Source organism: Streptococcus sp. 449_SSPC (assembly GCF_001073005.1).
In the GTDB taxonomy this organism is placed as follows: domain Bacteria; phylum Bacillota; class Bacilli; order Lactobacillales; family Streptococcaceae; genus Streptococcus; species Streptococcus salivarius_F.
Genome location: NZ_JVGR01000030.1, coordinates 1 through 23,074, shown reverse-complemented (window position 1 = coordinate 23,074; position 23,074 = coordinate 1). Strand labels below are relative to the sequence as shown.

Below are 23,074 nucleotides of genomic sequence, written 5' to 3'. Positions count from 1 at the left end.
TCTTTGATAGTTTCCACTTATTATCCAAGGGGATGATATTGTGATAAGCTTGTTTTATCATATATATTGGAGGAATCTATGGAAAACCATAATTATGAAAATGAGGGTCAGTTCCAACGGAAGATGACTTCTCGACACCTCTTTATGCTATCGCTGGGTGGTGTCATTGGTACTGGTCTCTTTTTGAGTTCAGGCTATACGATTGCACAAGCTGGACCTCTTGGAGCTATCCTATCTTATCTTGTGGGGGCTATTGTTGTTTACTTAGTCATGCTTTCATTAGGTGAGCTAGCTGTTGCTATGCCAGTAACGGGGTCCTTTCACACCTATGCTACTAAATTTATCAGTCCGGGGACCGGCTTTACGGTAGCTTGGCTTTATTGGATTTGTTGGACGGTTGCCTTGGGAACAGAATTTCTGGGGGCAGCCATGTTGATGCAACGTTGGTTTCCATCAGTTCCGGCTTGGATTTTTGCGGCATTCTTTGCCTTGGTGATTTTTGGGATTAATGCTCTAAGTGTGAGGTCATTTGCGGAAGCAGAGTCCTTCTTCTCGTCAATAAAAGTCATTGCTATCATGGTTTTCATTATTCTGGGGCTAGGGGCTATGTTTGGATTGGTGAGTTTTGATGGTCACCATGAGGCCATTATGTTCAAGCACTTAACGGCCAATGGTCTCTTTCCAAATGGCGGTATTGCCATTGTGTCAGTTATGTTGGCTGTTAACTATGCCTTTTCAGGAACAGAGTTAATCGGTATAGCGGCTGGTGAAACGGACAACCCTAAAGAGGCAGTTCCTCGGGCGATTAAAACAACAATTGGTCGTTTGGTTATCTTCTTTGTACTGACGATTGTTGTATTAGCTTCGCTACTTCCAATGAAAGAAGCAGGAGTTTCTTCAGCACCTTTCGTTGATGTCTTTGACAAGATGGGAATTCCATTTGCAGCGGACATCATGAACTTTGTTATCTTGACAGCTATCCTTTCCGCTGGAAATTCAGGACTTTATGCATCAAGCCGTATGCTGTGGTCTTTGGCCAATGAGGGAATGCTCAATAAAAAGCTAGTGAAAATTAATAAGCATGGTGTTCCAATGACAGCCCTTTTGATTTCTATGGCAGGAGCAGTTTTATCGCTCTTTTCTAGTATCTATGCAGCAGATACAGTTTACCTAGCTTTGGTATCGATTGCTGGATTTGCAGTTGTTGTTGTCTGGCTTTCTATTCCTATGGCACAAATCAACTTCCGTAAACAGTGGAATTTAGAACATTCCGATGATGAGTTGGATTACAAGACACCGTTTAATCCAATCCTACCTTATATTACAATCATTCTCTTGGCTATCTCTGTTCTTGGTATTGCTTGGGATAGTTCGCAGCGTGCGGGACTCTACTTTGGTATTCCTTTCATGATTTTCTGCTACCTCTATCACTACCTTCGCTTTAAAAAATGGTAAGGAGGCCTTGTATGGCAATATTTAAAGACTATTTAGAGAATAAATCTCCCCTCATTCTTCATGGGGCTCTGGGAACAGAGATGGAGAGCTTGGGTTATGATATTTCTGGCAAACTCTGGTCAGCCAAGTACCTGCTTGAAAAGCCAGAAGTTATTCAAAAAATCCACGAAACCTATGTAGCCGCTGGAGCTGACTTGATTACCACATCGTCTTATCAGGCAACCTTGCCAGGCTTGATAGATGCTGGACTCACTAAAGAAGAATCGGAGCAGATTATTGCTTCGACAGTTCAGTTGGCAAAGAATGCACGCGATAAGGTCTGGGCAACTTTGGATGACAGTGAGAAGGCTAATCGTCCTTATCCATTGATCTCTGGTGATGTCGGTCCTTACGCAGCCTATTTGGCCAATGGTTCTGAGTACACTGGTGATTATGGTCAGATTACCATAGAGGCTCTCAAGGAGTTTCATCGTCCTCGAATTCAAATTCTCCTAGATCATGGTGTCGATTTATTGGCTTTGGAAACCATTCCTAATTATCTGGAAGCACAAGCTTTGATTGAACTTCTGGCTGAAGAATTTTCAGAAGCAGAAGCTTATATCAGTTTTACAGTCCAAGAACCAGGCACTATCAGTGATGGTACTTCTTTAGATGAGATTGGCCAGCTTGTTTCCCAGTCAGACCAAATTTCGGCTCTAGGAATCAACTGTAGTTCGCCTCTGCTGTATAATCAGGCTCTTACTATTCTTAAAAATGCTGGAAAAGCGCTCATTACTTACCCTAACTCAGGTGAGGTTTATGATGGTAGCACGCAGACTTGGAAACCTAAGGACAAGGATGCTCTGACCTTAGTTGAACACAGCAAGGATTGGCATGCTCAGTTTGGGGTGAAGATTTTAGGTGGTTGCTGTCGCACACGTCCAAATGATATTAAAGCCTTATATGCAGAGTTTAGAACCTAGTCAAATTTCTAATTATTTGTTATAATAGGAGACTGTAAGGCTATGAGCTCTACACACTATTAGTAGAAAATGAAGCCAGCGTTAAGCTGGTTTTTAAAATGAAGAGGAAAATATGACCTACGAACAAGAATTTCTAAAAGACTTCGAAGCCTGGGTTGTTACCCAAGTTAAAGTAAACGAAACGGCCTTGGCCGCTAGCAAGAAAATCTGGGAAGAAGATGGCGATGAGCGTGCACGTGATGCAAGTTACCGTTATGAAGCCAAATTGGATGCTTACAATTTCCTAATTGGCAAGTTTGCCAACTATCGTGCTGGCAAAGGTTTCCATGATATGCCGGATGGCTTGTTCGGGGAACGTCACTATTAATAGAGGATGAAAAAGAAAGTGGCGATAGCACTTTATGGAAAGGTGTCGCCGATTAAAATAGGAGAATACTAAACATGGCTAAAGTAAAAAATAAAAAGAAAGCTTTTAAACACCGTTTGAAAAAACAAGGACTTTTCAATAATGTTAAAGCCCCTGTTCCACCAGTTGCGCCTGTTCCACCAGTGCCACCAGTAGCACCACAACCTGTTGCTGAAACTAAGACAGTTGCTAAGGAAGAAGTAGCAGCCAAAGACCTTAGTCTTGAAGCCTTTGCAGAACTTCCAGAAGTTGAAGGCCTTCGTTCAAACCTTGTAGAGACTCTTTACAATGAAGGTTTGACTTCAGCAGAGGCTTTTGCTACTGTGACTGAAGAAGAAGTTCTTGCCCTCAAGGGTGTCGGACCTGCGACAGTTAAAAAATTGAAAGAAAATGGTGTCAGCTTTAAAGCTTAAGCCTAATAAAGATCCGAGGTGTAGACTTCGGATCTTTATTCTTTGTCTTAGGAAGCATTGTTTGATTAGGAGGACAAGAAAACCACTAGCTTTTTACTAGTGGTTGATAGGTCTGGATTATTTATTTCTTTGGATTTTGTTTGGTTAAATTAAGTCCAAAAGGTACCAAGTTTTCTTGATGCCTGCGGATTCGCCCCATATTTTCAGTGTGGCGGAAGATAATAATCAAAGCCATGATGGTAAGAACCCCAGTGAAAATAAGGTCATAGCCATCTAGCAAGAAGTGGATGGCTGGAAAAATAGCCAAGGTAATAAGTCCAACAACTGCAGCAGTGACACTTGAAAATGAAATCATGCTGGTTAGATAGAGTGTTAGGGCAAAGACCAAGAGTAAGAAGACACAGTAGAGTGGGGCAAAACCAAGAAGCACCCCAGCACTTGTCGCAACGGCCTTCCCACCTTTAAATCCAGCAAAGATTGGAAAAACATGTCCGATAATGGCAAAGAAACCAATAACTAAAGGTGAAACCTCTGTAACACCAAGCCAGATAGGAAGAAGAACAGCCAAGGTACCCTTGAACATATCCACCAAGAAGGTGATGGTACCAGCAGTCTTACCTAGAACACGAAAGGTATTGGTTGTTCCAGTATTTCCAGAGCCATGCTCACGAAGATTGGTGTGGAAGAATAGTTTCCCAATCCAGAGGCCGGTCTGAATGGAACCTAGCAAGTAGGCGATTAGGATTAACAATAAGATTTTCATGAGATAATTATAGCATACAGCCTAGTAATTGACAAAGTCAGTCAGCCTTAAGATATCTTTTGAACTTTCTTGATTTCTTTTGCAAATTCTTCTGAAAACTTATAAAATAATAAGGATGAAAATTTTGGAGGTCACTCTTGGCTAAAAATGAAATAAATGTAAATAATTATAATGATGATGCCATTCAGGTACTAGAAGGGTTGGATGCGGTTCGCAAGCGCCCTGGAATGTACATTGGCTCAACAGATGGAACAGGACTTCACCACCTCGTTTGGGAGATTGTCGACAATGCGGTCGATGAAGCTCTTTCTGGTTTTGGTGATGTTATCGCTGTTACCCTAAATAAGGATGGTTCCGTTTCTGTTTCTGACTCTGGACGTGGGATGCCGACAGGTATGCATGCCATGGGTAAACCAACAGTTGAAGTTATTTTCACTGTTCTCCACGCTGGTGGTAAATTTGGACAGGGTGGTTATAAGACTTCTGGAGGTCTTCACGGTGTGGGTTCCTCAGTTGTTAATGCGCTGTCTAGTTGGCTTGAGGTAGAAATTACCCGTGACGGTAGTGTTTATCGCCAACGTTTTGAAAATGGTGGTCACCCTGTAACAGGGCTTGAAAAGATTGGTAAAGCGCCTAAGTCTAAGACAGGTACAAAAGTTACCTTTATGCCTGATGCGAGCATCTTTTCAACAACTGACTTTAAATTTAACACCATCTCAGAGCGTCTCAAAGAATCAGCCTTCCTTCTTAAGAATGTCACTATGACATTGACAGACTTGCGTGGCGAAGAAGAAGTTCGTGAAGAATTCCACTATGAAAATGGAGTTCAAGACTTTGTGTCATATTTGAATGAGGACAAGGAAACGTTGACACCAGTCATCTATATTGATGGAGATCAACAAGAATTTCACTTGGAATTAGCCCTTCAGTATAATGACGGTTACTCTGACAATATCCTTTCCTTTGTCAATAATGTCCGTACTAAGGACGGAGGAACTCACGAAACAGGATTTAAGTCTGCCATTACCAAGGCTCTTAATGATTATGCACGTAAGACAGGGCTTCTCAAAGAAAAAGATAAGAACCTTGAAGGGTCAGATTACCGTGAAGGTTTATCAGCAGTTATCTCGCTTTTGGTTCCTGAAGAACACCTTCAGTTTGAAGGACAAACCAAGGACAAACTTGGATCTCCTTTAGCTCGTCCTATTGTTGATAGTATTGTTTCAGAGCATCTGACTTACTTCCTTATGGAAAATGGGGACTTAGCTTCTAACTTGGTGCGTAAGGCTATCAAGGCCCGTGACGCCCGTGAAGCTGCTAGAAAAGCGCGTGATGCGAGTCGAAATGGTAAGAAAAATAAAAAAGACAAGGGGCTCTTGTCAGGGAAATTAACGCCAGCTCAGTCTAAAAATGCTAAGAAAAATGAGCTTTATCTAGTCGAAGGGGATTCTGCCGGTGGTTCCGCCAAACAAGGTCGTGATCGTAAATTCCAGGCTATCCTGCCTCTTCGAGGTAAGGTCCTAAACACTGAGAAAGCCAAAATGGCTGACATTCTCAAAAATGAAGAAATCAATACCATGATTTACACTATTGGTGCAGGTGTTGGAGCTGATTTTAACCTTGACGATATCAACTACGATAAGATTATCATCATGACCGATGCCGATACCGATGGGGCTCACATCCAGACCCTCTTGCTGACTTTCTTCTATCGTTATATGCGTCCACTGGTTGAAGCAGGACACGTTTATATCGCTTTGCCTCCTCTTTACAAGATGTCTAAAGGGAAAGGTAAGAAGGAAGTTGTCGAATATGCTTGGACTGATGGGGAACTTGAGGAGCTTCGCCAAAAATTTGGTCGTGGAGCTATTCTTCAACGTTACAAGGGGCTTGGTGAGATGAATGCTGACCAGCTTTGGGAAACAACCATGGATCCAGAGACAAGAACCCTTATCCGAGTGACGATTGACGATCTAGCGCGTGCCGAACGTCGTGTCTCTGTTCTTATGGGAGATAAGGCAGCACCACGCCGTCAATGGATTGAAGATAACGTTAAATTTACCTTGGAAGAAAGCGGCGCATTTTAAGTTGCAGGCCAGAAGGGAATGTAATAAGATAGAGTTAGAGAGAGCGTTTACAATCAATAGATGCCTGGGATTATAAAGAAACAAGTTGATTATTTTCTACATCGTTTATTAACTATTTGCAGTGTCATTGACTAGAAATCAATGGAGGTAGAAAAATGGATTTTAATGTTATCGATTACCTAGCTTACCATGCAGATGTAGCTGTTCCTGCGATTATTCTTATGGTTATTGTTTCTGCTATATACTTAATTTTTTATGGCATACGTCCTATAAAAACACGCTTTTTGATCCTCTTTCTCTTATCTATAGTCTCCCTCATAATCTTCGTGCTGGATAACCCCCTCTATTATTATTTGGGTAGTCCATACTCAGGCTTATTATTTGGCTTTTACTACCTGATGGTCTTTTCAGTGTTTTATGTACCATTCTCATTAATAGCTTTTATAAAGAGTCTTCTACATTTAACACGCTTTCAAACCAATTATTCAATCTTATTAGCGATTAATAGTTTCTTCGCCACATTACTGGCTTTCCTCAACCTACTTTTCTTACAAGGGGCTTTGGAATTTCTCCCTGCTTCATCCATGTACTTTATTTTTCTCCTCCTAGCGGCAAGTGGTATTGCTCAAACTATAATAGGAAGAAAGGAAAACGAAAAAAATAAAGACTATATGGCTAAGTCAGGAAAAGACAATGTGAGGTAGACCTATGTTATCTAAGGTATTAAGTTTCATACTTTACTATCCTCAAATAGTCCTTCCTGTTTGTGGAGCGGCAATAGCTTATTTAAGTGTTTATAAAAAGCGACCAATAAAAACACGTTTTTTACTTCTGCCTATACTAGTAGTGGTAACCTTCCTTCTATCTTTGATAGATAATCCATTCTCAGATAGAACCTACTCGGGTTTGTTATTTGTCTTCTATAATGTGTATGTTTTTACTCCCTTAAGTGTTGCTTGTAGTATCACATCTCTTTTAAAAAGTATCTATCATTATAGATTATTTCGTATCTCGCTAGCTATTGTTCTCGTAATCAACGCCTCTATAATGACTTGTTTAACACTCTTAAACTTTATCTTATTCTTTGGTGAACTTTCTACTTCAATGACACTATCTTGTGTATTCTTCATTTTAATTGCGATAAGTACAGTCGTTCAATTTGTGATTGGTGAAATAGAAATTAGGAAGGTTAAAACCATTCTTCTACAGTTGCAAAATCAAGGAAAGACATTGTGAGGCGTGGCAGTGAGGTAGGAAAGTTACTATTTGTCTTTCACATTATTTTAAATCATTACTTAAACTAAAAAATAAAGAGAAATCTTATGTCTAATATTCAAAATATGTCCCTTGAGGACATCATGGGGGAGCGTTTTGGACGCTACTCCAAATACATTATTCAGGAGCGTGCGCTTCCTGATATTCGTGACGGTTTGAAACCCGTTCAACGTCGTATTCTTTATTCCATGAATAAGGATGGCAATACCCATGATAAGGGCTATCGTAAATCTGCCAAGTCGGTGGGTAACATTATGGGTAATTTTCACCCACATGGCGATAGTTCCATTTATGATGCTATGGTCCGTATGTCCCAGGACTGGAAGAATCGTGAAATCTTAGTTGAAATGCACGGTAACAACGGTTCTATGGATGGTGATCCACCAGCGGCTATGCGTTATACAGAGGCGCGTTTGTCAGAGATTGCTGGCTACCTTCTTCAAGATATTGATAAAAACACCGTTCCTTGGGCTTGGAACTTTGATGATACAGAGAAGGAACCAACCGTTTTACCTGCAGCCTTTCCAAACCTCTTGGTTAATGGTGCTACAGGGATTTCTGCTGGTTATGCCACAGACATTCCACCGCATAATCTGTCAGAGGTCATCGATGCCGTTGTCTACATGATTGATCACCCATCTGCTAAACTGGATAAATTGATGGAATTCTTGCCTGGTCCAGATTTCCCAACAGGGGCTATCATTCAGGGCAAGGATGAGATTCGCAAGGCTTACGAAACTGGTAAGGGCCGAGTAGTTGTGCGTTCGCGTACTGAAATTGAACAACTCAAAGGTGGCAAGGAACAAATCATCGTTACTGAGATTCCTTACGATGTCAATAAGGCTGTCTTGGTTAAAAAAATTGATGATGTTCGAGTCAACAACAAGGTTCCAGGCATTGCAGAAGTTCGTGACGAATCTGACCGTACAGGTTTACGTATTGCTATCGAACTTAAGAAGGATGCTGACAGTCAAACCATTCTGAACTACCTTTTGAAATATACGGATCTTCAGGTCAACTATAATTTCAACATGGTGGCTATTGATAATTTCACCCCACGTCAAGTGGGCTTACAAAAGATTTTGTCTAGCTACATTGCTCACCGTCGTGATATTATCGTTGCTCGTTCAAAATTTGACAAGGAAAAAGCTGAAAAACGTCTTCATATTGTCGAAGGTTTGATCCGAGTTATCTCTATTTTGGATGAGGTTATCGCTCTTATCCGAGCTTCTGAAAATAAGGCTGATGCTAAGGAAAATCTTAAGGTCAGCTATGATTTTTCAGAAGAACAAGCCGAAGCTATCGTGACCTTGCAACTTTATCGTTTGACCAATACGGATATTGTCACTCTCCAAAATGAGGAAGCTGATTTACGTGAACAAATCGCGACCTTGACTGCTATCATTGGTGATGAGCGTACCATGTTTAATGTCATGAAACGTGAACTCCGTGACATTAAGAAGAAATTTGGTAATGACCGTCGTTCAGAGTTGCAAGCAGAAACCAAGACCATTGAAATTGATACTGCAAGTTTGATTGTTGAAGAAGAAACCTATGTCAGCATCACTCGTGGTGGTTATGTCAAACGTACAAGCCCACGTTCTTTCAATGCTTCAACGATTGACGAAGTCGGAAAACGTGATGATGATGATTTGATTTTGGTTCAGCAAGCTAAGACGACACAACACCTCTTGATTTTCACTAATCAGGCCAATGTGATTTATCGTCCAATTCATGAGTTGCCAGATATTCGTTGGAAGGATTTGGGAGAGCATTTATCACAAACTATCACCAATTTATCTAAGGATGAAGAAGTGATTTACGCCGAAATCCTGGATGATTTTGAAACGGGTACTTACCTAGCCGCTACCAAGCTGGGTCAGATTAAACGTTTCGAACGCAAGGAATTTACGCCATGGCGTACCTACAAGTCTAAGTCGGTTAAATACGCTAAACTCAAGGATGATAGTGATTTTATTGTCACGGTTACGCCGATTCAATTGGATGATATCATGATTATCACTCAAAAGGGTTATGCTCTTCGCTTTAATGCGGACGAAGTGCCAGTAGTTGGTGCCAAGGCAGCAGGTGTTAAGGCAATCAATCTTAAGGATGATGATACCGTTCAGGCTGTCTTTGTGGCAAATACTCAAAGTTTCTACCTTCTAACACAAAGAGCTAGTCTCAAATGTGTAGCTACAGCCGATATTCCGCAGGCTAAGCGAGCTGGTAGAGGTCTTCAAGTTCTTCGTGAGCTTAAGACGAAACCACACCGTGTCTTCACTGCGGGTCCAGTCTTTACGGAAAATGCTGGTGGCGAAATAGATCTTCTAGCGACACCAGTGGAGGAGACTCCTCAGACCTTGCTTGTAACAGCTACAACAGGTGAAACGGCAGAGGTTGACTTGTCCCTTCTAAATCTTTCAGACCGTACTAGCAACGGTAGTTTCATTGAAAGATTAACAGATAAAGAAGTCTTTTCTGCCAAGATTGTTGAAAAATAAAGATAAGAAAGCTTTGTCCTCTTACTAGAGGGCAGAGTTTTTTTCTTTAACAGGCAAAATAAGTGTTTTAAAAAGAATTGTCAGAATTTTGCAACATAACCTTGAAATTTTCAATGAAAAGGACTATACTAGAAAGCACATAGTAACAGAAAAGAGGATATACACATGACAGTTGATTTAGACTGGGAAAATCTAGGATTTAATTACAGTAAACTTCCATTCCGTTATATCTCATATTACAAAGACGGTAAATGGGATGAGGGGCAATTGACTGAGGATGCGACTTTGCATATTTCAGAAGCATCTCCAGCCCTTCACTATGGTCAAGAAGCTTTTGAAGGCCTCAAGGCTTACCGTACTAAAGATGGCTCTATTCAATTGTTCCGTCCAGATGAAAATGCTAAACGTTTGCAACGTACTGCGGATCGTCTTTTGATGCCACAAGTTCCCGTTGACAAATTTGTAGATGCATGTAAACAAGTTGTACGTGCAAATGAAGAATATGTTCCACCATATGGTACAGGTGCAACACTTTATCTCCGTCCATTGTTGATTGGGGTTGGTGATATCATTGGTGTGCATCCAGCAGATGAGTATATCTTTACCATTTTTGCTATGCCAGTAGGTAACTACTTCAAAGGTGGTTTGGCTCCAACAAACTTCCTTATCCAAGATGATTATGACCGTGCTGCTCCACATGGTACAGGTGCTGCTAAGGTTGGTGGTAACTACGCAGCAAGTATGTTGCCAGGTAAGATTGCACATGATCGTAACTTCTCTGATGTGATCTACCTTGATCCAGCAACTCACACTAAGATTGAAGAAGTGGGTTCTGCAAACTTCTTTGGTATCACAGCCGATAACGAATTCGTTACCCCACTCAGCCCATCTATCTTGCCATCTATCACTAAGTTCTCATTGCTTTACTTGGCTGAAAATCGCTTTGGCATGAAAGCTATCCAAGGTGATGTTAAGATTTCTGAATTGGATAAATTTGTTGAAGCAGGTGCCTGTGGTACAGCTGCCGTTATCTCACCAATTGGTGGGGTACAACATGGTGATGACTTCCATGTCTTCTATTCAGAAACAGAAGTAGGTCCTATAACACGTAAACTTTATGATGAGTTGACAGGTATCCAATTTGGTGATGTTGAAGCACCAGAAGGATGGATTGTCAAAGTTGACTAATTCCTAATAGATAAACGATTATTTTAAGGCTTGCTCTTGCAAGCTTTTTTCTTTTTCGGTAGAATTAAGAAGATACATTAAGAAAGGATGGCTCGAGCCAAGTATCGGGTATAAATCTATGAGTAAAAAAGATAAAAAAATTGAAATCCAAATTAATGATGCTAAAGTAGTTGTCAACAAAGCAACTATCGAAGGTTTTGAACTTCTTGTTGGTAAGAAAGTCATCGGACAAATTGTGGAGATTGATGGTAAGTTTGCCGTTGTTGACAAGGAAAATGTTGTAGGTTTCCACAAAAAAATGGATGATGCAGTAGCTGCCATTATTGAATCATACAATCTTAATCATTAAAATCCAAAGTAAAGGCTTGCTTTGGTCAAGAAACTGTGATATACTATTTCTTGTTCTTAAGGAGAGATAGCGAAGAGGCTAAACGCGGCGGACTGTAAATCCGCTCCTTCGGGTTCGGGGGTTCGAATCCCTCTCTCTCCATGTCTAAGAAACTGAATCGGGATAGTCGATATCAAGTACTTAGATGTTTTTTTATAGCATTTTGCTATTGGGGTATAGCCAAGCGGTAAGGCAAGGGACTTTGACTCCCTCATGCGTTGGTTCGAATCCAGCTACCCCAGTAAAAGGTATCGGGTGCATTGGCACCGTCTATGTTAACCATTGTCTTTGCGGGTACCTTTAAAAATATATTGTTATCAAGGGTCAGAATTGGCTGGCTCTTGTTGGAGGATCTTTTTAGAATGAACGAATTTGAAGAATTGCTAAACAGTGTTAGCGAAGTTAACACAGGTGACGTTGTAACAGCTGAAGTTATCTCAGTAGATAATGATCAAGCAAATGTTGTTATCGAAGGAACTGGTATCGAAGGTGTTTTGACACGTCGTGAATTGACAAACGACCGTGACGCAAACGTTGCAGACCTTGTTAAAGTTGGTGAAACACTTGAAGTGCTTGTTCTTCGTCAAGTTGTTGGTAAAGATACTGATACTGTAACTTACCTTGTATCTAAAAAACGCTTGGAAGCTCGCAAAGCTTGGGATAAACTTGTTGGTCGTGAAGAAGAAGTTGTTACTGTTAAAGGAACACGCGCTGTTAAAGGCGGACTTTCAGTTGAATTTGAAGGTCTTCGTGGATTTATTCCAGCTTCAATGATTGATACTCGTTTTGTTCGTAACACTGAACAATTTGTAGGTCAAGAATTTGACGCTAAAATTAAAGAAGTTGATCCAGCTGAAAACCGTTTCATCCTTTCACGTCGTGAAGTTGTTGAAGCTGAAGCTGCAGAAGCTCGTAAAGAAGTCTTCTCTAAACTTGAAGTTGGTTCAATCGTAACTGGTAAAGTTGCTCGTTTGACAAGCTTCGGTGCTTTCATCGACCTTGGTGGTGTTGACGGACTTGTTCACGTGACTGAATTGTCTCACGAACGTAACGTTTCACCTAAATCAGTTGTATCTGTAGGTGATGAAGTTGAAGTTAAAGTTCTTGCTATCGACGAAGAAGCAGGACGTGTATCACTTTCACTTAAAGCAACAACACCTGGACCATGGGATGGCGTTGAACAAAAACTTGCTGCTGGTGATGTTATCGAAGGTAAAGTTAAACGCTTGACTGACTTCGGTGCTTTCGTTGAAGTATTGCCAGGTATCGATGGACTTGTTCACATCTCTCAAATTTCACACAAACGTGTTGAAAATCCAAAAGATGTTCTTTCAGTAGGTCAAGACGTTACTGTTAAAGTTCTTGAAGTAAACGCTGATGCAGAACGTGTATCACTTTCTATCAAAGCGCTTGAAGAACGTCCAGCTAACGCTGAAGGCGAAAACAACGAAAAACGTCAATCACGTCCACGTCGTCCAAAACGTCAAGAAAAACGTGACTACGAACTTCCAGAAACTCAATCTGGATTCTCAATGGCGGATCTTTTCGGAGATATCGAATTGTAAGATAAAAAAGAGGCATGGAAACATGTCTTTTTTTCTATTTTAGAGTATGCTATAATAGTATACTGTTAGCACCCTTAGTGTAATGGATATCACGTAAGATTCCGGTTCTTGAGATAGGGGTTCGATTCCCTTAGGGTGCAAAAAGGAAAACGTTGAAAGATTTGTTCGCTCAACGTTTTTTTAGTTGCTAAGTTTTAGTGAAATTATTATGTAAAATCTTTTAGTGTTGAAAGGAAAAAGGCAAACATACAGATGAATGGCTACTAGCTTATCCTAAAATCAAAGTTGACTACTGTATTAGCGTCTCTATAGTGGATTTATTGGGGGAGACAGTTTGGCTAATCTTTTGCAATTTATTAAAGAATTTGATATAATACTCAGTATCTCATATTGGGGTCGTTACGGATTCGACAGGCATTATGAGGCATATTCTGCGACTCGTGTGGCGACGTAAACGCTCAGTTAAATATAACTGCAAAAAATACTAATTCTTACGCTGTAGCAGCCTAAACACCTGCTCGCGTGACTTCTAGCAGATAGCTTATGTTTGTTTAGAGGTTTTATTGATTTATAAGCTACGTTTGACCATTGCCTAGCTGGTTGAAAAGAGATTTATAGGCTCGCAGATAGAAGGCTTGAGTTATGTGTCGTCTATCTGTTAAATGAAAGACATAACCTATGGTTGTAGACGAATATGTTGGCAGGTGTTTGGACGTGGGTTCGACTCCCACCGGCTCCATAAATACTTGAGGCGTCAGCCTTTTATTTGTGTATATAGGAATTTATTATGAAAAAACTTTTGTCTTTGACCGTTTTAGGTCTCTCACTTTTTACTCTAGCTGCTTGTGGAAAATCTTCGTCTAAAACTGAGTCGAAGGGATCTCTGGATAATGAGGCTTCAAAGATTTTAACTGTTAAGCACGGGAATGTTCGCCAGAACTTTGATAAAATCACCATGGCAAATGCTTCTCAAGAATTCTCAGGAGGCTCAAATCTTGATAGCTTGAAGGGCTGGTTTGGTGAACCCTCATCAACTGGTCAGGAGCAAGCAGGAGATGCTAAGCTTGATGTTTATAATTGGCAGTATGACAATGTTGTGGTTACAGCGAAACTCTTTAACAATAGCACTGTCGTTAAGTCAATTTCAAACTTTTCTTACGTCCGTGATCCCAAAATCACACTGAAGATGTATGAAAACCTCAAAAATGGAACTAGCTATGATGATGCTGTCAAAACGCTTGGCACACCGGATGTTTATTCAATCGCTGTCTCTTCAGATGCAACAATGACACAGGCTCTTTGGTCATCAAACCTTGTCGCTAAGAAGGGTGAAACAGGTAGCCTTACCCTTAACTTTAAAAATGGTGCCTTGGAAAACAAGTCACAAGCAAATTTGATTAACAAGTAATCACAGTAAAAAATGCCTTTCTAAATCAATGAAGGCATTTTTTTGTTATAATAAAAGGAGTGATTAAAATTGTGGAGATGTAATGACCAAAAAAAGACTATTTTTTATAGGGATAGCAGGTTTAATACTGGTGTTCTTATGGCCTCTTTTAAATAACTTCATCCCCTTAATCAAGGAATGGATCAACGCTAAGCATGATCAAGCCTTTTTAAGAGAAGTTTTTAAGCAGGCTAATTTCCAAAATGCACTTATTCTTATTAGTCTTATGATTCTGTCATCAGCTATTCCTGGAGTTTCAAGTTCTATTTTTTGTATTTTTGTTGGGCTACTCTATGGCCCTTTGCTTGCGATTCCGATGAATATTATTGGTAATACTTTTGGAAATTTGACTAGTTTTGAAATTCTGAGAAGACTTGAAAAGCCAGAGAAGTCCAAACGTATGGAGAAACTCCTAAACTATATTGAAAACTTTAAGCATCGTTTTATTGGGATTTCTTTAGCCTTCTCTATTCCTTTTATACCATCAGCTCTGGTCAATTATGCTTGAGTTCAGATGAATTTACCCACAAGGACGAGGATTTTGGCAACCCTTATTGGAGTGACGCCAGTCTCGATTGTTTATGCAGTTAGTGGAGATTTGTTGCTTAATGTCCGTCCAATCCGAATGCCATTAGTGGCAGTACTTGCCATCTTGCTTTTTATCTCACTCGTCATTTACTTTATCCATTTTAGGAAGGAAAAAAATGAGCTTCATTCAAGTAACTAAAGAAGAATTTAACACACATGCGTTTGTCCTTAGTGTTAGTCCGTTTCAAAGAGAGATTAGAAATTAAGGAGGTAAGTTGATGAAACTTGCACTATTGGGTACAGGGATGATTGTGACAGAAGTTCTTCCTGTGTTAACAACTATTGAGGGCATTGAGCTTGAAGCTATCTTGTCGACACCACGCTCACTTGATAAGGCTGAAGCCCTAGCTAAGCAATATGGTTTGTCTCAGGCGACTAGTGATTATGAGGCAATTTTGTCCAATCCAGAAGTTGATACGATTTATGTGGGAACGCCCAACCATACCCACTATGACTATGCTAAGAAAGCGCTTTTGGCTGGCAAGCATGTTATCTGTGAGAAACCCTTCACCTTACATTTGGAAGAGTTTGAAGAGCTAGCTAAGCTTGCTCAAGAAAAAGAGCTTCTCTTGATGGAGGCTATTACCAATCAATATTTGGCTAATTTTACAGCGATCAAGGAAGCCTTGTCTGATATTGGGGATGTTAAGATTGTGAATATCAATTATTCACAATATTCGTCACGTTATGATGCCTTTAAGCGAGGAGAGATTGCTCCTGCCTTCAACCCTGAAATGGGTGGGGGAGCACTTAGAGATTTGAATGTCTATAATATCCATCTCCTGGTTGGCCTTTTTGGAAAGCCTAATCGTGTGGAATATCTACCTAATGTGGAGCGAGGAGTAGATACGTCAGGAATTCTAGTTTTGGACTATGGTAACTTTAAGGCTGTTGCCATTGGAGCTAAAGACTGTAGTGCAGAGATTCGTTCAACTATTCAAGGGGATAAGGGAGCTATTACCATTTTTGGTGCAACCAATACTCTTCCTGAGATTGGAGTCACTCTCAATGGTCAGAAAGAGAGAACGGCTAATCTTAATAGTCCACAACATCGTATGTATGATGAATTTGTGGCTTTTGAAAAGATGGTGGCTACCAAGGATTTTGACAGTGTTGCCAAGCAGTTGGAACATAGTCGTCAGGTTATGGAAGTTCTGGATCAAGCTTCGAAAGCTTTGTAACATACAAAAAAACAAGCAGTGGTATTAGCCATTGCTTGTTTTGTCTTATACAGTTGTTGGGAATGAGATCTCAATCAATTTGTCAGTGTGTACTGTTCTGAGTTTGTCCATCAAAACGATATCCTTGTCGATTTTTCGTTTGAGGAAGAATTCACGGATAACTTCTAATTCATTGTCTTTAACAGCACGGTGTTTATTTGAAATCAAGAGTTCATAATGCTTAGGTGCTTGTGTAAAGACAACATCAGTATTTCCAGCAGAGTAGGTCTCTACGAGAAAGGCATCTGTATTGTCTAGTTGGTTTTGAACGAGTTCTTGGTGTGTACGGGTCGTATTAATGAGTTTCATAGTTTCCTCCTAGGATTTGCCAGTTGTTGTGTTAGTTTCTTTCCATTGTTCGATTCCCCATTTATGACTGCCACGTTTAAGTTTAGCGATGGCTTCATCAATTGGAAACCAGGCCAGGTTATTGAAATCTTCGAGAGGTTTGCCAATTTTTGAAAAATCTACAACTTCATAAATATAGGCTGGATTGTAATAGTAAGTGTCACGGTGGCTTGAATAGAAGTATTCATCGGCCTGGCCATAGTACTGGCCTAAAGTGGCTGTAAACCCAAGTTCTTCAATTAACTCGCGTTCTAATGCGCTATAGTGATCCTCGCCTGCTTCAATCTCTCCACCTGGGAGAAACCAAGCCCCGTTAGGAGCCTGGACTAAAATAATCTTTGTCTTTTCTTGGTTAGGAATCACAGCATAAACACCGTAACGTGTTTGATAATGAGCTCCCTCAACCTTGTCACCAAATGTTGGATTCATGAGTTGCTCCTTACGTTTATTTGCCTATATTATACTAAAATTTTGCTCATTTTCCTATTGATTTAGGCAGAATTAGGGATAAATTTGAAAATAGGAAATGAAAAGATAAAGAAACCAAGTCATTGCGACTTGGTTTCTTTATTTAATCAGTTTCTTTTGCTGTCTCAGCTTTCTGAGCAGTTTTTTCGGCTTTTTTAGCAGACTTAATGGTGATGTGGCCTTTTGAAGTCATGACTGCCTTGAGATCTTTTTCGTTTGGATTTTCAAGGTAGAAGTCAGTAATAGCGTCTTCAATATGATCTTGGATGGTACGACGTAGTGGTCGAGCACCCATCTTAGGATCGTAACCAAGGTCAACCAATTTTTCCTTAACTTTCTCAGTTACACTGAGGTGGATACCGTTATTAGCCAAGCGTTGGTTGACATTATCAAGCATGAGGTCAACGATAGTAAGGAGATTTTCTTTGCTAAGGGCAGAGAATTCGATAATACCATCAAATCGGTTCATGAATTCAGGGCTGAAGAAATCTCCAAGCTGGTTAAGCACAGAATTGGTACGATTTTCACGGGCAGCTCCAAAGCCAACGCTAGCTTCTACTTTACCTGTACCAGCATTTGAAGTCATGATGATGATGGTATCCTTGAAACTTACAGTTCGCCCTTGACCATCAGTCAAGCGACCGTCGTCAAGAACTTGGAGGAACATGTGAAGAACGTCTGGGTGAGCTTTTTCAACCTCATCTAGAAGAATGAGTGAATAAGGATTACGGCGGACTTTTTCAGTTAACTGACCAGCTTCGTCGTAACCGACATATCCTGGAGGGGCACCGACTAATTTGGCAACGGCGTGTTTTTCCATGTATTCTGACATGTCGAAACGGATCATACTGTCAGCTGAACCAAAGAGTTCAATAGCCAATTGTTTAGAGAGTTCAGTTTTACCGACTCCTGTAGGACCTACAAAGAGGAAGCTACCAATTGGGCGATTTGGAGCACCTAATCCGACACGATTACGACGGATAGCTTTTGCGATTTTATCAACTGCGGCATCTTGTCCAATAACATGTGATTTGAGGTCATCAGCAAGACTAAGAAGTTGTGATTGTTCTTTTTCTTTCAAATCACCGACAGGAATATTGGTTTTTTGTTCCACAATAGCTTCGATATGTTTTTCGGTGATGACAGGCATATCTTGGTCTTTGATGGTTTGTTTTTGCATTTCCTTGTATTTAGCAATTTGATCACGGAAATAGGCAGCCTTTTCAAAGTCTTCGTCACGAGTAGCTTGAGCTTTTAGGTTCTCAGCTTCAATCAAACGTTTGTCGATATCTTTAGGATCAACAAAATTGAGGGTCAAGTTCATCTTAGAACCTGCTTCATCGAGAAGGTCGATGGCCTTGTCTGGCAAGAAGCGGTCTTGAATGTAGCGGTTGGACAATTCTGCAGCTGCAGTAATAGCTTCGTCTGTGTATTTGACATGGTGGTAGTCTTGATATTTAGGTTGGATACCACGCAAAATAGTGATGGTTTCCTCAACCGTTGGTTCGTCAACCTTAACTGGTTGCATACGACGCTCTAGGGCAGCATCTTTTTCGATGATGCGGTATTCGTTGAGTGTTGTTGCTCCGACCAGTTGAAGTTCCCCACGAGCAAGAGCGGGTTTTAGGATGTTTCCAGCATCCATATTGCCATCACCAGCATTACCAGCTCCTACGATTTCATGGATTTCATCAATAAATAGGATAACATCCTGACGTTGACGAATTTCTTCCATGAGTTTTTGCATGCGTTCTTCAAATTGGCCACGAATACCAGTCCCTTGAACCAGGCTGACCACATCAAGACGGATGACTTGTTTGCCTTGGAGTTTTTGTGGCACGCTACCGTCAACGATTTTTTGAGCTAGGCCTTCAACAACAGCAGTCTTACCGACACCGGGTTCACCGATGAGGACGGGGTTGTTCTTGGTGCGGCGGTTAAGAATTTCGATGACACGAATGATTTCCTCGTCACGACCAATAACAGGATCAATGTCTCCACGACGAGCGATGTCAGTGATGTTAATGCCGAACTCTTCAAGAAGACCTTGTGGCTGTTGAGGAGCTTGTTGGCGTGGTCCTCCTGGACGGCCTGGCCCTTGTGTATTGCCACCGTTTCCTCGGTTACCACCTTCTTGTGTTGGAGGTGTATTGGGAAGATCGCCGTTAGAAGAACGGAAGTTATTTAGGTCGCTGAAGAAATCATCGAAGAAGTTGGAACCTCCTGTTTGATTGAATTGATTGAGGGGGTTCTCTGGGTCAGATTTCATGATTTTATAACAATTTTGACAGAGGTCAACTTGTTGCTGATTACCGTTTACATTGGTATACAAATGAATACTAGCTTCATTAAGGTTACAGTTTTGACAGAGCATATCAGTACCTCTTTTCTATCTGAATTGGGAAAGACCTTTATTGAAAACAATCTTGGTCAAAAAAGGTCAAATCTATGACTCCATTATAGCATGCGGAAGGTAGATTGCAAGTAAAAAGCATCTAGGTTTGGCACTCTCTTAACAAGAGTGCTAACATTGAATTTTAATTCAAAAACTCTTGTCTAAAATGTATAAATATTATATAATGTTTTTATATTATTCAGAACGAAAGAGAGATACCTATGACACAAGCTAAATCATTTTTGAAAGAAATCGACTTTACCAAGCAGGAACTTGAGGAGTTAATCGATTTATCTATAAAATTTAAACAGCTAAAGAAGGAAAGAATTCCGCATAAATATTTAGATGGCTTAAATATTGCCCTGATTTTTGAAAAAACATCTACAAGAACTCGCTCAGCTTTTACAGTGGCTGGTCAGGATCTAGGTATGAATGTGACCTACCTTGGTGCTGGAGACATTCAGTTAGGTAAAAAGGAATCTGTAGTTGATACAGCCAAGGTGCTTGGTTCTATGTTTGATGGAATCGAATACCGTGGTTTTAAGCAAGAAGATGTCGAAGACTTGGCTAAGTACTCAGGAGTTCCGGTCTGGAATGGTTTGACGGATACCTGGCATCCAACGCAAATGATTGCGGATTTCATGACTTTGAAGGAGCGTTTTGGTAGTTTGGAAGGTTTGACCATCGCCTATATTGGAGATGGTAGAAATAATATGGCCAACTCACTTTTAGTCACTTCGGCTATTTTAGGCGTTAATGTCAAGATTATTGCCCCAGAGGTGCTGCAACCCGAAGATGAGATTGTAGCCCTAGCTCAGAAACATAATAATGGTGCCGATTTAACCATTACAGATGATATTTCAGAGGTCAAGGGAGTGGATATGCTTTATACGGATGTCTGGGTGTCAATGGGTGAAGAAGTAGACTTTAAATCTCGTATTGATTTACTCCTGCCTTATCAAATTAATGCAAACCTACTTGCCAAGACGGAAAATCCAGATGTCATCGTTATGCACTGTCTCCCAGCTTTTCATGATCTCAATACCCAAATTGGGCAAGAAATCTATGACAAATATGGTTTGGCAGAGTTAGAAATCACCGATCAAGTCTTCCAAAAATACAGTGATATCATCTTCCAAGAAGCTGAGAATCGTATGCATTCTATCAAGGCCATTATGTACAATTCCTTGAAAAATATTTAAAATTCCCCCATTTTTCCCATAAGTGTGATAAAATAAGTAAGAAATACACAATTAATAGGAGAAATAACATGGAATCACATTTGGTGAGAATCATTAACCGTCTTGAAATGATGGCGGCTGATGGTGGTAATTTGAAACGTAATTTTGAACGTGAAGGAGTGGTTGTTGCCGAAGTATCATTTAGCAACGATCCTGAAAATGGTCCAGTTTTCACATTGCGTGACGTTGAAGCACGTGAATCTTATTCATTTGATAGTATCGACTTGATTGCAATGGAAATCTACGATTTGCTTTACTAATAAATTATTTTGGAACTTTACAAGGTTCCAAAAATCAGAATGCCTGAAACTATCGAGTTTCAGGCATTTTTATCAGGATGAAAGCATGGGGTGATGCTTGTATGGCTTGTCAAAACAGTCAGTGTTTCAACTCATTGGCAAAGCTTTTGGCGTGGTGTCGTCTTGGAAATACATGAGGTGTATTGCTTGAGAGTTTTGATAGCTAGGTCTATAACTTAGTTTTTATACTGAAATATCGCATTTATAAGAAAATACTTTATTATTATACAGTCTTCTGATATAATATTGAAGAATATTAGTAAGGAGTATCTAGATGAATTTTTCATTTCTACCACAGTTTTGGTCTTACTTTAACTATGGTGTCTTAGTAACAATTATGATTTCGGTCTGCGTGGTCTTCTTCGGAACCATCCTTGGGGTTTTGGTATCCTTGGCCAAGCGTTCTGGAATCAAACCTTTGGAGTGGTTGGTAAGCCTTTATGTTTGGGTTTTCCGTGGGACTCCTATGGTTGTGCAGATTATGATTGCTTTTAACCTTATCCACATGAATCTCCCAACTGTTCAGTTTGGTATTTTAAACCTTGATTTGTCACGTATCGTTCCAGGTATTATCGTCCTTTCTTTGAACAGTGGTGCTTATATTTCTGAGAGTGTGCGTGCAGGTATCGAGTCTATTCCTAAAGGTCAGGTTGAAGCTGCCTACTCACTTGGAATCCGTCCATGGAATACCATGCGTTATGTGGTCTTGCCTCAAGCTATTAAAAATATCTTGCCTGCCTTGGGTAACGAGTTTGTTACTATTATCAAGGATAGTTCGCTCTTGCAAACCATCGGGGTTATGGAATTGTGGAATGGTGCACAAACTGTTGCAACAACAACCTACTTGACCTTGACACCGCTCTTGTTCGCAGCCTTCTATTATTTGATTGTGACAACAGCTATGACGGCACTCTTGAAACAAATGGAAAAACGACTTGGGGAGGGACGTAAATAATGGCAGAAACAATTATTGAGATTAAAAATCTTCACAAGTATTTTGGTAAGAATGAAGTTCTCAAAGGGATTGATCTAGATATTAAAAAAGGTGAAGTAGTGGTTATCATCGGTCCTTCAGGATCAGGAAAATCAACCTTCCTACGCTCAATGAACTTGCTTGAGAAACCTACAAAAGGTGTTATCTCCTTTGAAGGTGTGGATATTACAGATAAAAATAACGACATTTTCAAAATGCGTGAGAAGATGGGAATGGTTTTCCAACAGTTTAACCTCTTCCCTAATATGACAGTTAAAGAAAATATCACCTTGTCACCAATTAAGACTAAAGGTGTTTCTAAAGCTGATGCAGAAGCAAAGGCTATGGAACTTTTAGAAAAGGTTGGCTTGAAAGATAAGGCAGATGCCTACCCAACAAGTCTATCAGGTGGTCAGCAACAACGTATTGCTATCGCACGTGGTTTGGCTATGGATCCAGATGTTCTCTTGTTTGACGAACCAACATCAGCCCTTGACCCAGAAATGGTTGGTGAAGTTCTTGCAGTTATGCAGGACCTTGCTAAGTCAGGGATGACAATGGCAATCGTTACCCACGAAATGGGCTTTGCTTATGAAGTGGCTGATCGTGTTATTTTTATGGATGGCGGTGTCATTGTCGAAGAAGGCACACCACAAGAGATTTTCGACAATACTAAGGAAGATCGTACCAAGGATTTCTTGAGTAAAGTTTTGTAAGATATTCATTAAGTATGTATACATTGTTTGTGAAGGCTGGAACTTTTCCGGCCTTTTCTTTGTTGTCTCACGAAAACCACTAGCTGTGCTAGTGGTTCCGAAAAGCTTTTAGCGATGTATCAAAAAAGTCCCCCTAAAGTGTTATATTAGATAAGGTTTCCCGACCACTAACTAATATACAAAAGGAGGACCCCTGATGAGACAGGATAATAATAGTTTAGCACATACTACATGGAATTGTAAGTATCATATTGTTTTCGCCCCAAAATATAGACGTCAGATAATCTATGGGAAATACAAAGCAAGTATTGGTCAAATCTTACGGTTATTATGTGAAAGAAAAGGCGTAGAAATTCATGAAGCAGAAGCTTGC

At 40.3% G+C, this 23,074-nt stretch carries 22 protein-coding genes, 3 tRNA genes, 1 other RNA gene and 1 pseudogene; 23 read left to right on the top strand and 4 right to left on the bottom strand.

The annotated features are described in order from the left end of the window. Positions 1-78 precede the first annotated feature (78 nt). The 4 genes from ADH51_RS08290 (at position 79) to ADH51_RS08275 (ending at position 3,236) form a co-directional block, all read left to right on the top strand. Entirely contained in the window at positions 79-1,455 is a 1,377-nt protein-coding gene (locus ADH51_RS08290) for an amino acid permease (RefSeq protein ID WP_048676029.1), read from the top strand. Between the two features lie 11 nt (positions 1,456-1,466). Beyond that, complete coding sequence (mmuM, locus tag ADH51_RS08285; RefSeq protein WP_048676026.1) at positions 1,467-2,417, top strand: homocysteine S-methyltransferase; 951 nt, start codon at positions 1,467-1,469, stop codon at positions 2,415-2,417. A gap of 112 nt (positions 2,418-2,529) precedes the next feature. Then, a complete protein-coding gene (locus ADH51_RS08280; protein WP_002886199.1) occupies positions 2,530-2,784 on the top strand; it encodes a DUF1912 family protein in 255 nt (84 codons plus the stop codon). Between the two features lie 74 nt (positions 2,785-2,858). Then, positions 2,859-3,236, top strand: a complete 378-nt coding sequence (locus ADH51_RS08275; RefSeq protein WP_002885939.1) for a helix-hairpin-helix domain-containing protein — start codon at positions 2,859-2,861, stop codon at positions 3,234-3,236. A gap of 121 nt (positions 3,237-3,357) precedes the next feature. Here ADH51_RS08275 and plsY read toward each other — a convergent pair whose 3' ends face one another. After that, a complete protein-coding gene (gene plsY / locus ADH51_RS08270) occupies positions 3,358-3,999 on the bottom strand; it encodes a glycerol-3-phosphate 1-O-acyltransferase PlsY (protein ID WP_048676023.1) in 642 nt (213 codons plus the stop codon). Positions 4,000-4,136: 137 nt separating this feature from the next. Between plsY and parE the strand changes: the two genes are divergently transcribed. From parE to ADH51_RS08205, 14 genes and pseudogenes are all read left to right on the top strand, one after another. Next, on the top strand, positions 4,137-6,086 hold the full coding sequence (parE, locus tag ADH51_RS08265) for a DNA topoisomerase IV subunit B (RefSeq protein ID WP_048676020.1): 1,950 nt from the start codon (positions 4,137-4,139) through the stop codon (positions 6,084-6,086). A gap of 155 nt (positions 6,087-6,241) precedes the next feature. After that, positions 6,242-6,790 carry a hypothetical protein gene (locus ADH51_RS08260; RefSeq protein WP_048676017.1) on the top strand — a complete coding sequence of 183 codons (549 nt, stop codon included), beginning with the start codon at positions 6,242-6,244 and terminating at the stop codon, positions 6,788-6,790. A gap of 618 nt (positions 6,791-7,408) precedes the next feature. Continuing rightward, positions 7,409-9,865, top strand: a complete 2,457-nt coding sequence (parC, locus tag ADH51_RS08250) for a DNA topoisomerase IV subunit A (protein WP_048676007.1) — start codon at positions 7,409-7,411, stop codon at positions 9,863-9,865. 156 nt (positions 9,866-10,021) lie between these two features. After that, positions 10,022-11,053: pseudogene (locus tag ADH51_RS08245) on the top strand (branched-chain amino acid aminotransferase); the annotation flags it as partial. A gap of 118 nt (positions 11,054-11,171) precedes the next feature. Next, positions 11,172-11,402: a DUF2969 domain-containing protein gene (locus ADH51_RS08240; protein ID WP_002886057.1), complete on the top strand. Its 231-nt coding sequence runs from the start codon at positions 11,172-11,174 to the stop codon at positions 11,400-11,402. A gap of 60 nt (positions 11,403-11,462) precedes the next feature. Next, a tRNA-Tyr gene (locus ADH51_RS08235) sits at positions 11,463-11,543 on the top strand. A 68-nt stretch (positions 11,544-11,611) separates the two neighbouring features. After that, positions 11,612-11,683: transfer RNA gene (locus ADH51_RS08230), tRNA-Gln, on the top strand. A 120-nt stretch (positions 11,684-11,803) separates the two neighbouring features. Next, positions 11,804-13,006: a 30S ribosomal protein S1 gene (rpsA, locus tag ADH51_RS08225; RefSeq protein ID WP_003094841.1), complete on the top strand. Its 1,203-nt coding sequence runs from the start codon at positions 11,804-11,806 to the stop codon at positions 13,004-13,006. Between the two features lie 68 nt (positions 13,007-13,074). After that, a tRNA-Arg gene (locus tag ADH51_RS08220) sits at positions 13,075-13,146 on the top strand. 252 nt (positions 13,147-13,398) lie between these two features. Continuing rightward, positions 13,399-13,748, top strand: a transfer-messenger RNA (tmRNA) gene (gene ssrA, locus ADH51_RS09705). A gap of 45 nt (positions 13,749-13,793) precedes the next feature. Continuing rightward, on the top strand, positions 13,794-14,414 hold the full coding sequence (locus ADH51_RS08215; protein ID WP_048675996.1) for a DUF3862 domain-containing protein: 621 nt from the start codon (positions 13,794-13,796) through the stop codon (positions 14,412-14,414). An 82-nt stretch (positions 14,415-14,496) separates the two neighbouring features. After that, positions 14,497-14,961 (top strand): TVP38/TMEM64 family protein, encoded by a 465-nt coding sequence (locus ADH51_RS08210; protein ID WP_239682185.1) that lies wholly within the window; start codon positions 14,497-14,499, stop codon positions 14,959-14,961. Between the two features lie 33 nt (positions 14,962-14,994). Next, positions 14,995-15,180, top strand: a complete 186-nt coding sequence (locus ADH51_RS10230) for a hypothetical protein (RefSeq protein WP_239682184.1) — start codon at positions 14,995-14,997, stop codon at positions 15,178-15,180. A 79-nt stretch (positions 15,181-15,259) separates the two neighbouring features. After that, on the top strand, positions 15,260-16,222 hold the full coding sequence (locus ADH51_RS08205; RefSeq protein WP_048675993.1) for a Gfo/Idh/MocA family protein: 963 nt from the start codon (positions 15,260-15,262) through the stop codon (positions 16,220-16,222). 45 nt (positions 16,223-16,267) lie between these two features. Here ADH51_RS08205 and ADH51_RS08200 read toward each other — a convergent pair whose 3' ends face one another. The 3 genes from ADH51_RS08200 to ADH51_RS08190 all read right to left on the bottom strand — a co-directional run bounded on the left by ADH51_RS08200 (position 16,268) and on the right by ADH51_RS08190 (position 19,451). Then, positions 16,268-16,570 carry a DUF1827 family protein gene (locus tag ADH51_RS08200; protein WP_002885967.1) on the bottom strand — a complete coding sequence of 101 codons (303 nt, stop codon included), beginning with the start codon at positions 16,568-16,570 and terminating at the stop codon, positions 16,268-16,270. A gap of 9 nt (positions 16,571-16,579) precedes the next feature. Next, entirely contained in the window at positions 16,580-17,038 is a 459-nt protein-coding gene (locus ADH51_RS08195; RefSeq protein ID WP_002885978.1) for an NUDIX hydrolase, read from the bottom strand. Between the two features lie 142 nt (positions 17,039-17,180). After that, positions 17,181-19,451, bottom strand: coding sequence for an ATP-dependent Clp protease ATP-binding subunit (locus ADH51_RS08190; protein ID WP_037620401.1), 2,271 nt, complete (start codon positions 19,449-19,451; stop codon positions 17,181-17,183). Between the two features lie 242 nt (positions 19,452-19,693). On the opposite strand from ADH51_RS08190, the gene argF reads away from it, so the two are divergent. The 5 genes from argF to tnpA all read left to right on the top strand — a co-directional run. After that, the gene (gene argF, locus ADH51_RS08185) at positions 19,694-20,674 is read left to right on the top strand and encodes an ornithine carbamoyltransferase (RefSeq protein ID WP_048675988.1); all 981 of its coding nucleotides are present in this window, start codon (positions 19,694-19,696) and stop codon (positions 20,672-20,674) included. A gap of 68 nt (positions 20,675-20,742) precedes the next feature. After that, a complete protein-coding gene (locus ADH51_RS08180; protein ID WP_002885970.1) occupies positions 20,743-20,973 on the top strand; it encodes a DUF1797 family protein in 231 nt (76 codons plus the stop codon). A 313-nt stretch (positions 20,974-21,286) separates the two neighbouring features. Beyond that, positions 21,287-21,967 (top strand): amino acid ABC transporter permease, encoded by a 681-nt coding sequence (locus ADH51_RS08175; RefSeq protein ID WP_002886081.1) that lies wholly within the window; start codon positions 21,287-21,289, stop codon positions 21,965-21,967. Beyond that, positions 21,967-22,701 (top strand): amino acid ABC transporter ATP-binding protein, encoded by a 735-nt coding sequence (locus ADH51_RS08170; RefSeq protein ID WP_002886191.1) that lies wholly within the window; start codon positions 21,967-21,969, stop codon positions 22,699-22,701. The genes ADH51_RS08175 and ADH51_RS08170 overlap by 1 nt, the downstream gene beginning before the upstream one ends. A gap of 196 nt (positions 22,702-22,897) precedes the next feature. Next, on the top strand, positions 22,898-23,074 hold a 177-nt coding region (gene tnpA, locus ADH51_RS08165; RefSeq protein ID WP_048675224.1), incomplete at its 3' end, for an IS200/IS605 family transposase.

Bases quoted from the DNA above. Each gene is read 5' to 3' on its own strand.
- ADH51_RS08290 (WP_048676029.1), top strand. From the start codon at position 79: ATGGAAAACCATAATTATGAAAATGAGGGTCAGTTCCAACGGAAGATG.
- mmuM (WP_048676026.1), top strand. From the start codon at position 1,467: ATGGCAATATTTAAAGACTATTTAGAGAATAAATCTCCCCTCATTCTT.
- ADH51_RS08280 (WP_002886199.1), top strand. From the start codon at position 2,530: ATGACCTACGAACAAGAATTTCTAAAAGACTTCGAAGCCTGGGTTGTT.
- ADH51_RS08275 (WP_002885939.1), top strand. From the start codon at position 2,859: ATGGCTAAAGTAAAAAATAAAAAGAAAGCTTTTAAACACCGTTTGAAA.
- plsY (WP_048676023.1), bottom strand. From the start codon at position 3,999: ATGAAAATCTTATTGTTAATCCTAATCGCCTACTTGCTAGGTTCCATT.
- ADH51_RS08260 (WP_048676017.1), top strand. From the start codon at position 6,242: ATGGATTTTAATGTTATCGATTACCTAGCTTACCATGCAGATGTAGCT.
- parC (WP_048676007.1), top strand. From the start codon at position 7,409: ATGTCTAATATTCAAAATATGTCCCTTGAGGACATCATGGGGGAGCGT.
- ADH51_RS08240 (WP_002886057.1), top strand. From the start codon at position 11,172: ATGAGTAAAAAAGATAAAAAAATTGAAATCCAAATTAATGATGCTAAA.
- rpsA (WP_003094841.1), top strand. From the start codon at position 11,804: ATGAACGAATTTGAAGAATTGCTAAACAGTGTTAGCGAAGTTAACACA.
- ADH51_RS08215 (WP_048675996.1), top strand. From the start codon at position 13,794: ATGAAAAAACTTTTGTCTTTGACCGTTTTAGGTCTCTCACTTTTTACT.
- ADH51_RS08210 (WP_239682185.1), top strand. From the start codon at position 14,497: ATGACCAAAAAAAGACTATTTTTTATAGGGATAGCAGGTTTAATACTG.
- ADH51_RS08205 (WP_048675993.1), top strand. From the start codon at position 15,260: ATGAAACTTGCACTATTGGGTACAGGGATGATTGTGACAGAAGTTCTT.
- ADH51_RS08200 (WP_002885967.1), bottom strand. From the start codon at position 16,570: ATGAAACTCATTAATACGACCCGTACACACCAAGAACTCGTTCAAAAC.
- ADH51_RS08195 (WP_002885978.1), bottom strand. From the start codon at position 17,038: ATGAATCCAACATTTGGTGACAAGGTTGAGGGAGCTCATTATCAAACA.
- ADH51_RS08190 (WP_037620401.1), bottom strand. From the start codon at position 19,451: ATGCTCTGTCAAAACTGTAACCTTAATGAAGCTAGTATTCATTTGTAT.
- argF (WP_048675988.1), top strand. From the start codon at position 19,694: ATGACACAAGCTAAATCATTTTTGAAAGAAATCGACTTTACCAAGCAG.
- ADH51_RS08180 (WP_002885970.1), top strand. From the start codon at position 20,743: ATGGAATCACATTTGGTGAGAATCATTAACCGTCTTGAAATGATGGCG.
- ADH51_RS08175 (WP_002886081.1), top strand. From the start codon at position 21,287: ATGAATTTTTCATTTCTACCACAGTTTTGGTCTTACTTTAACTATGGT.
- ADH51_RS08170 (WP_002886191.1), top strand. From the start codon at position 21,967: ATGGCAGAAACAATTATTGAGATTAAAAATCTTCACAAGTATTTTGGT.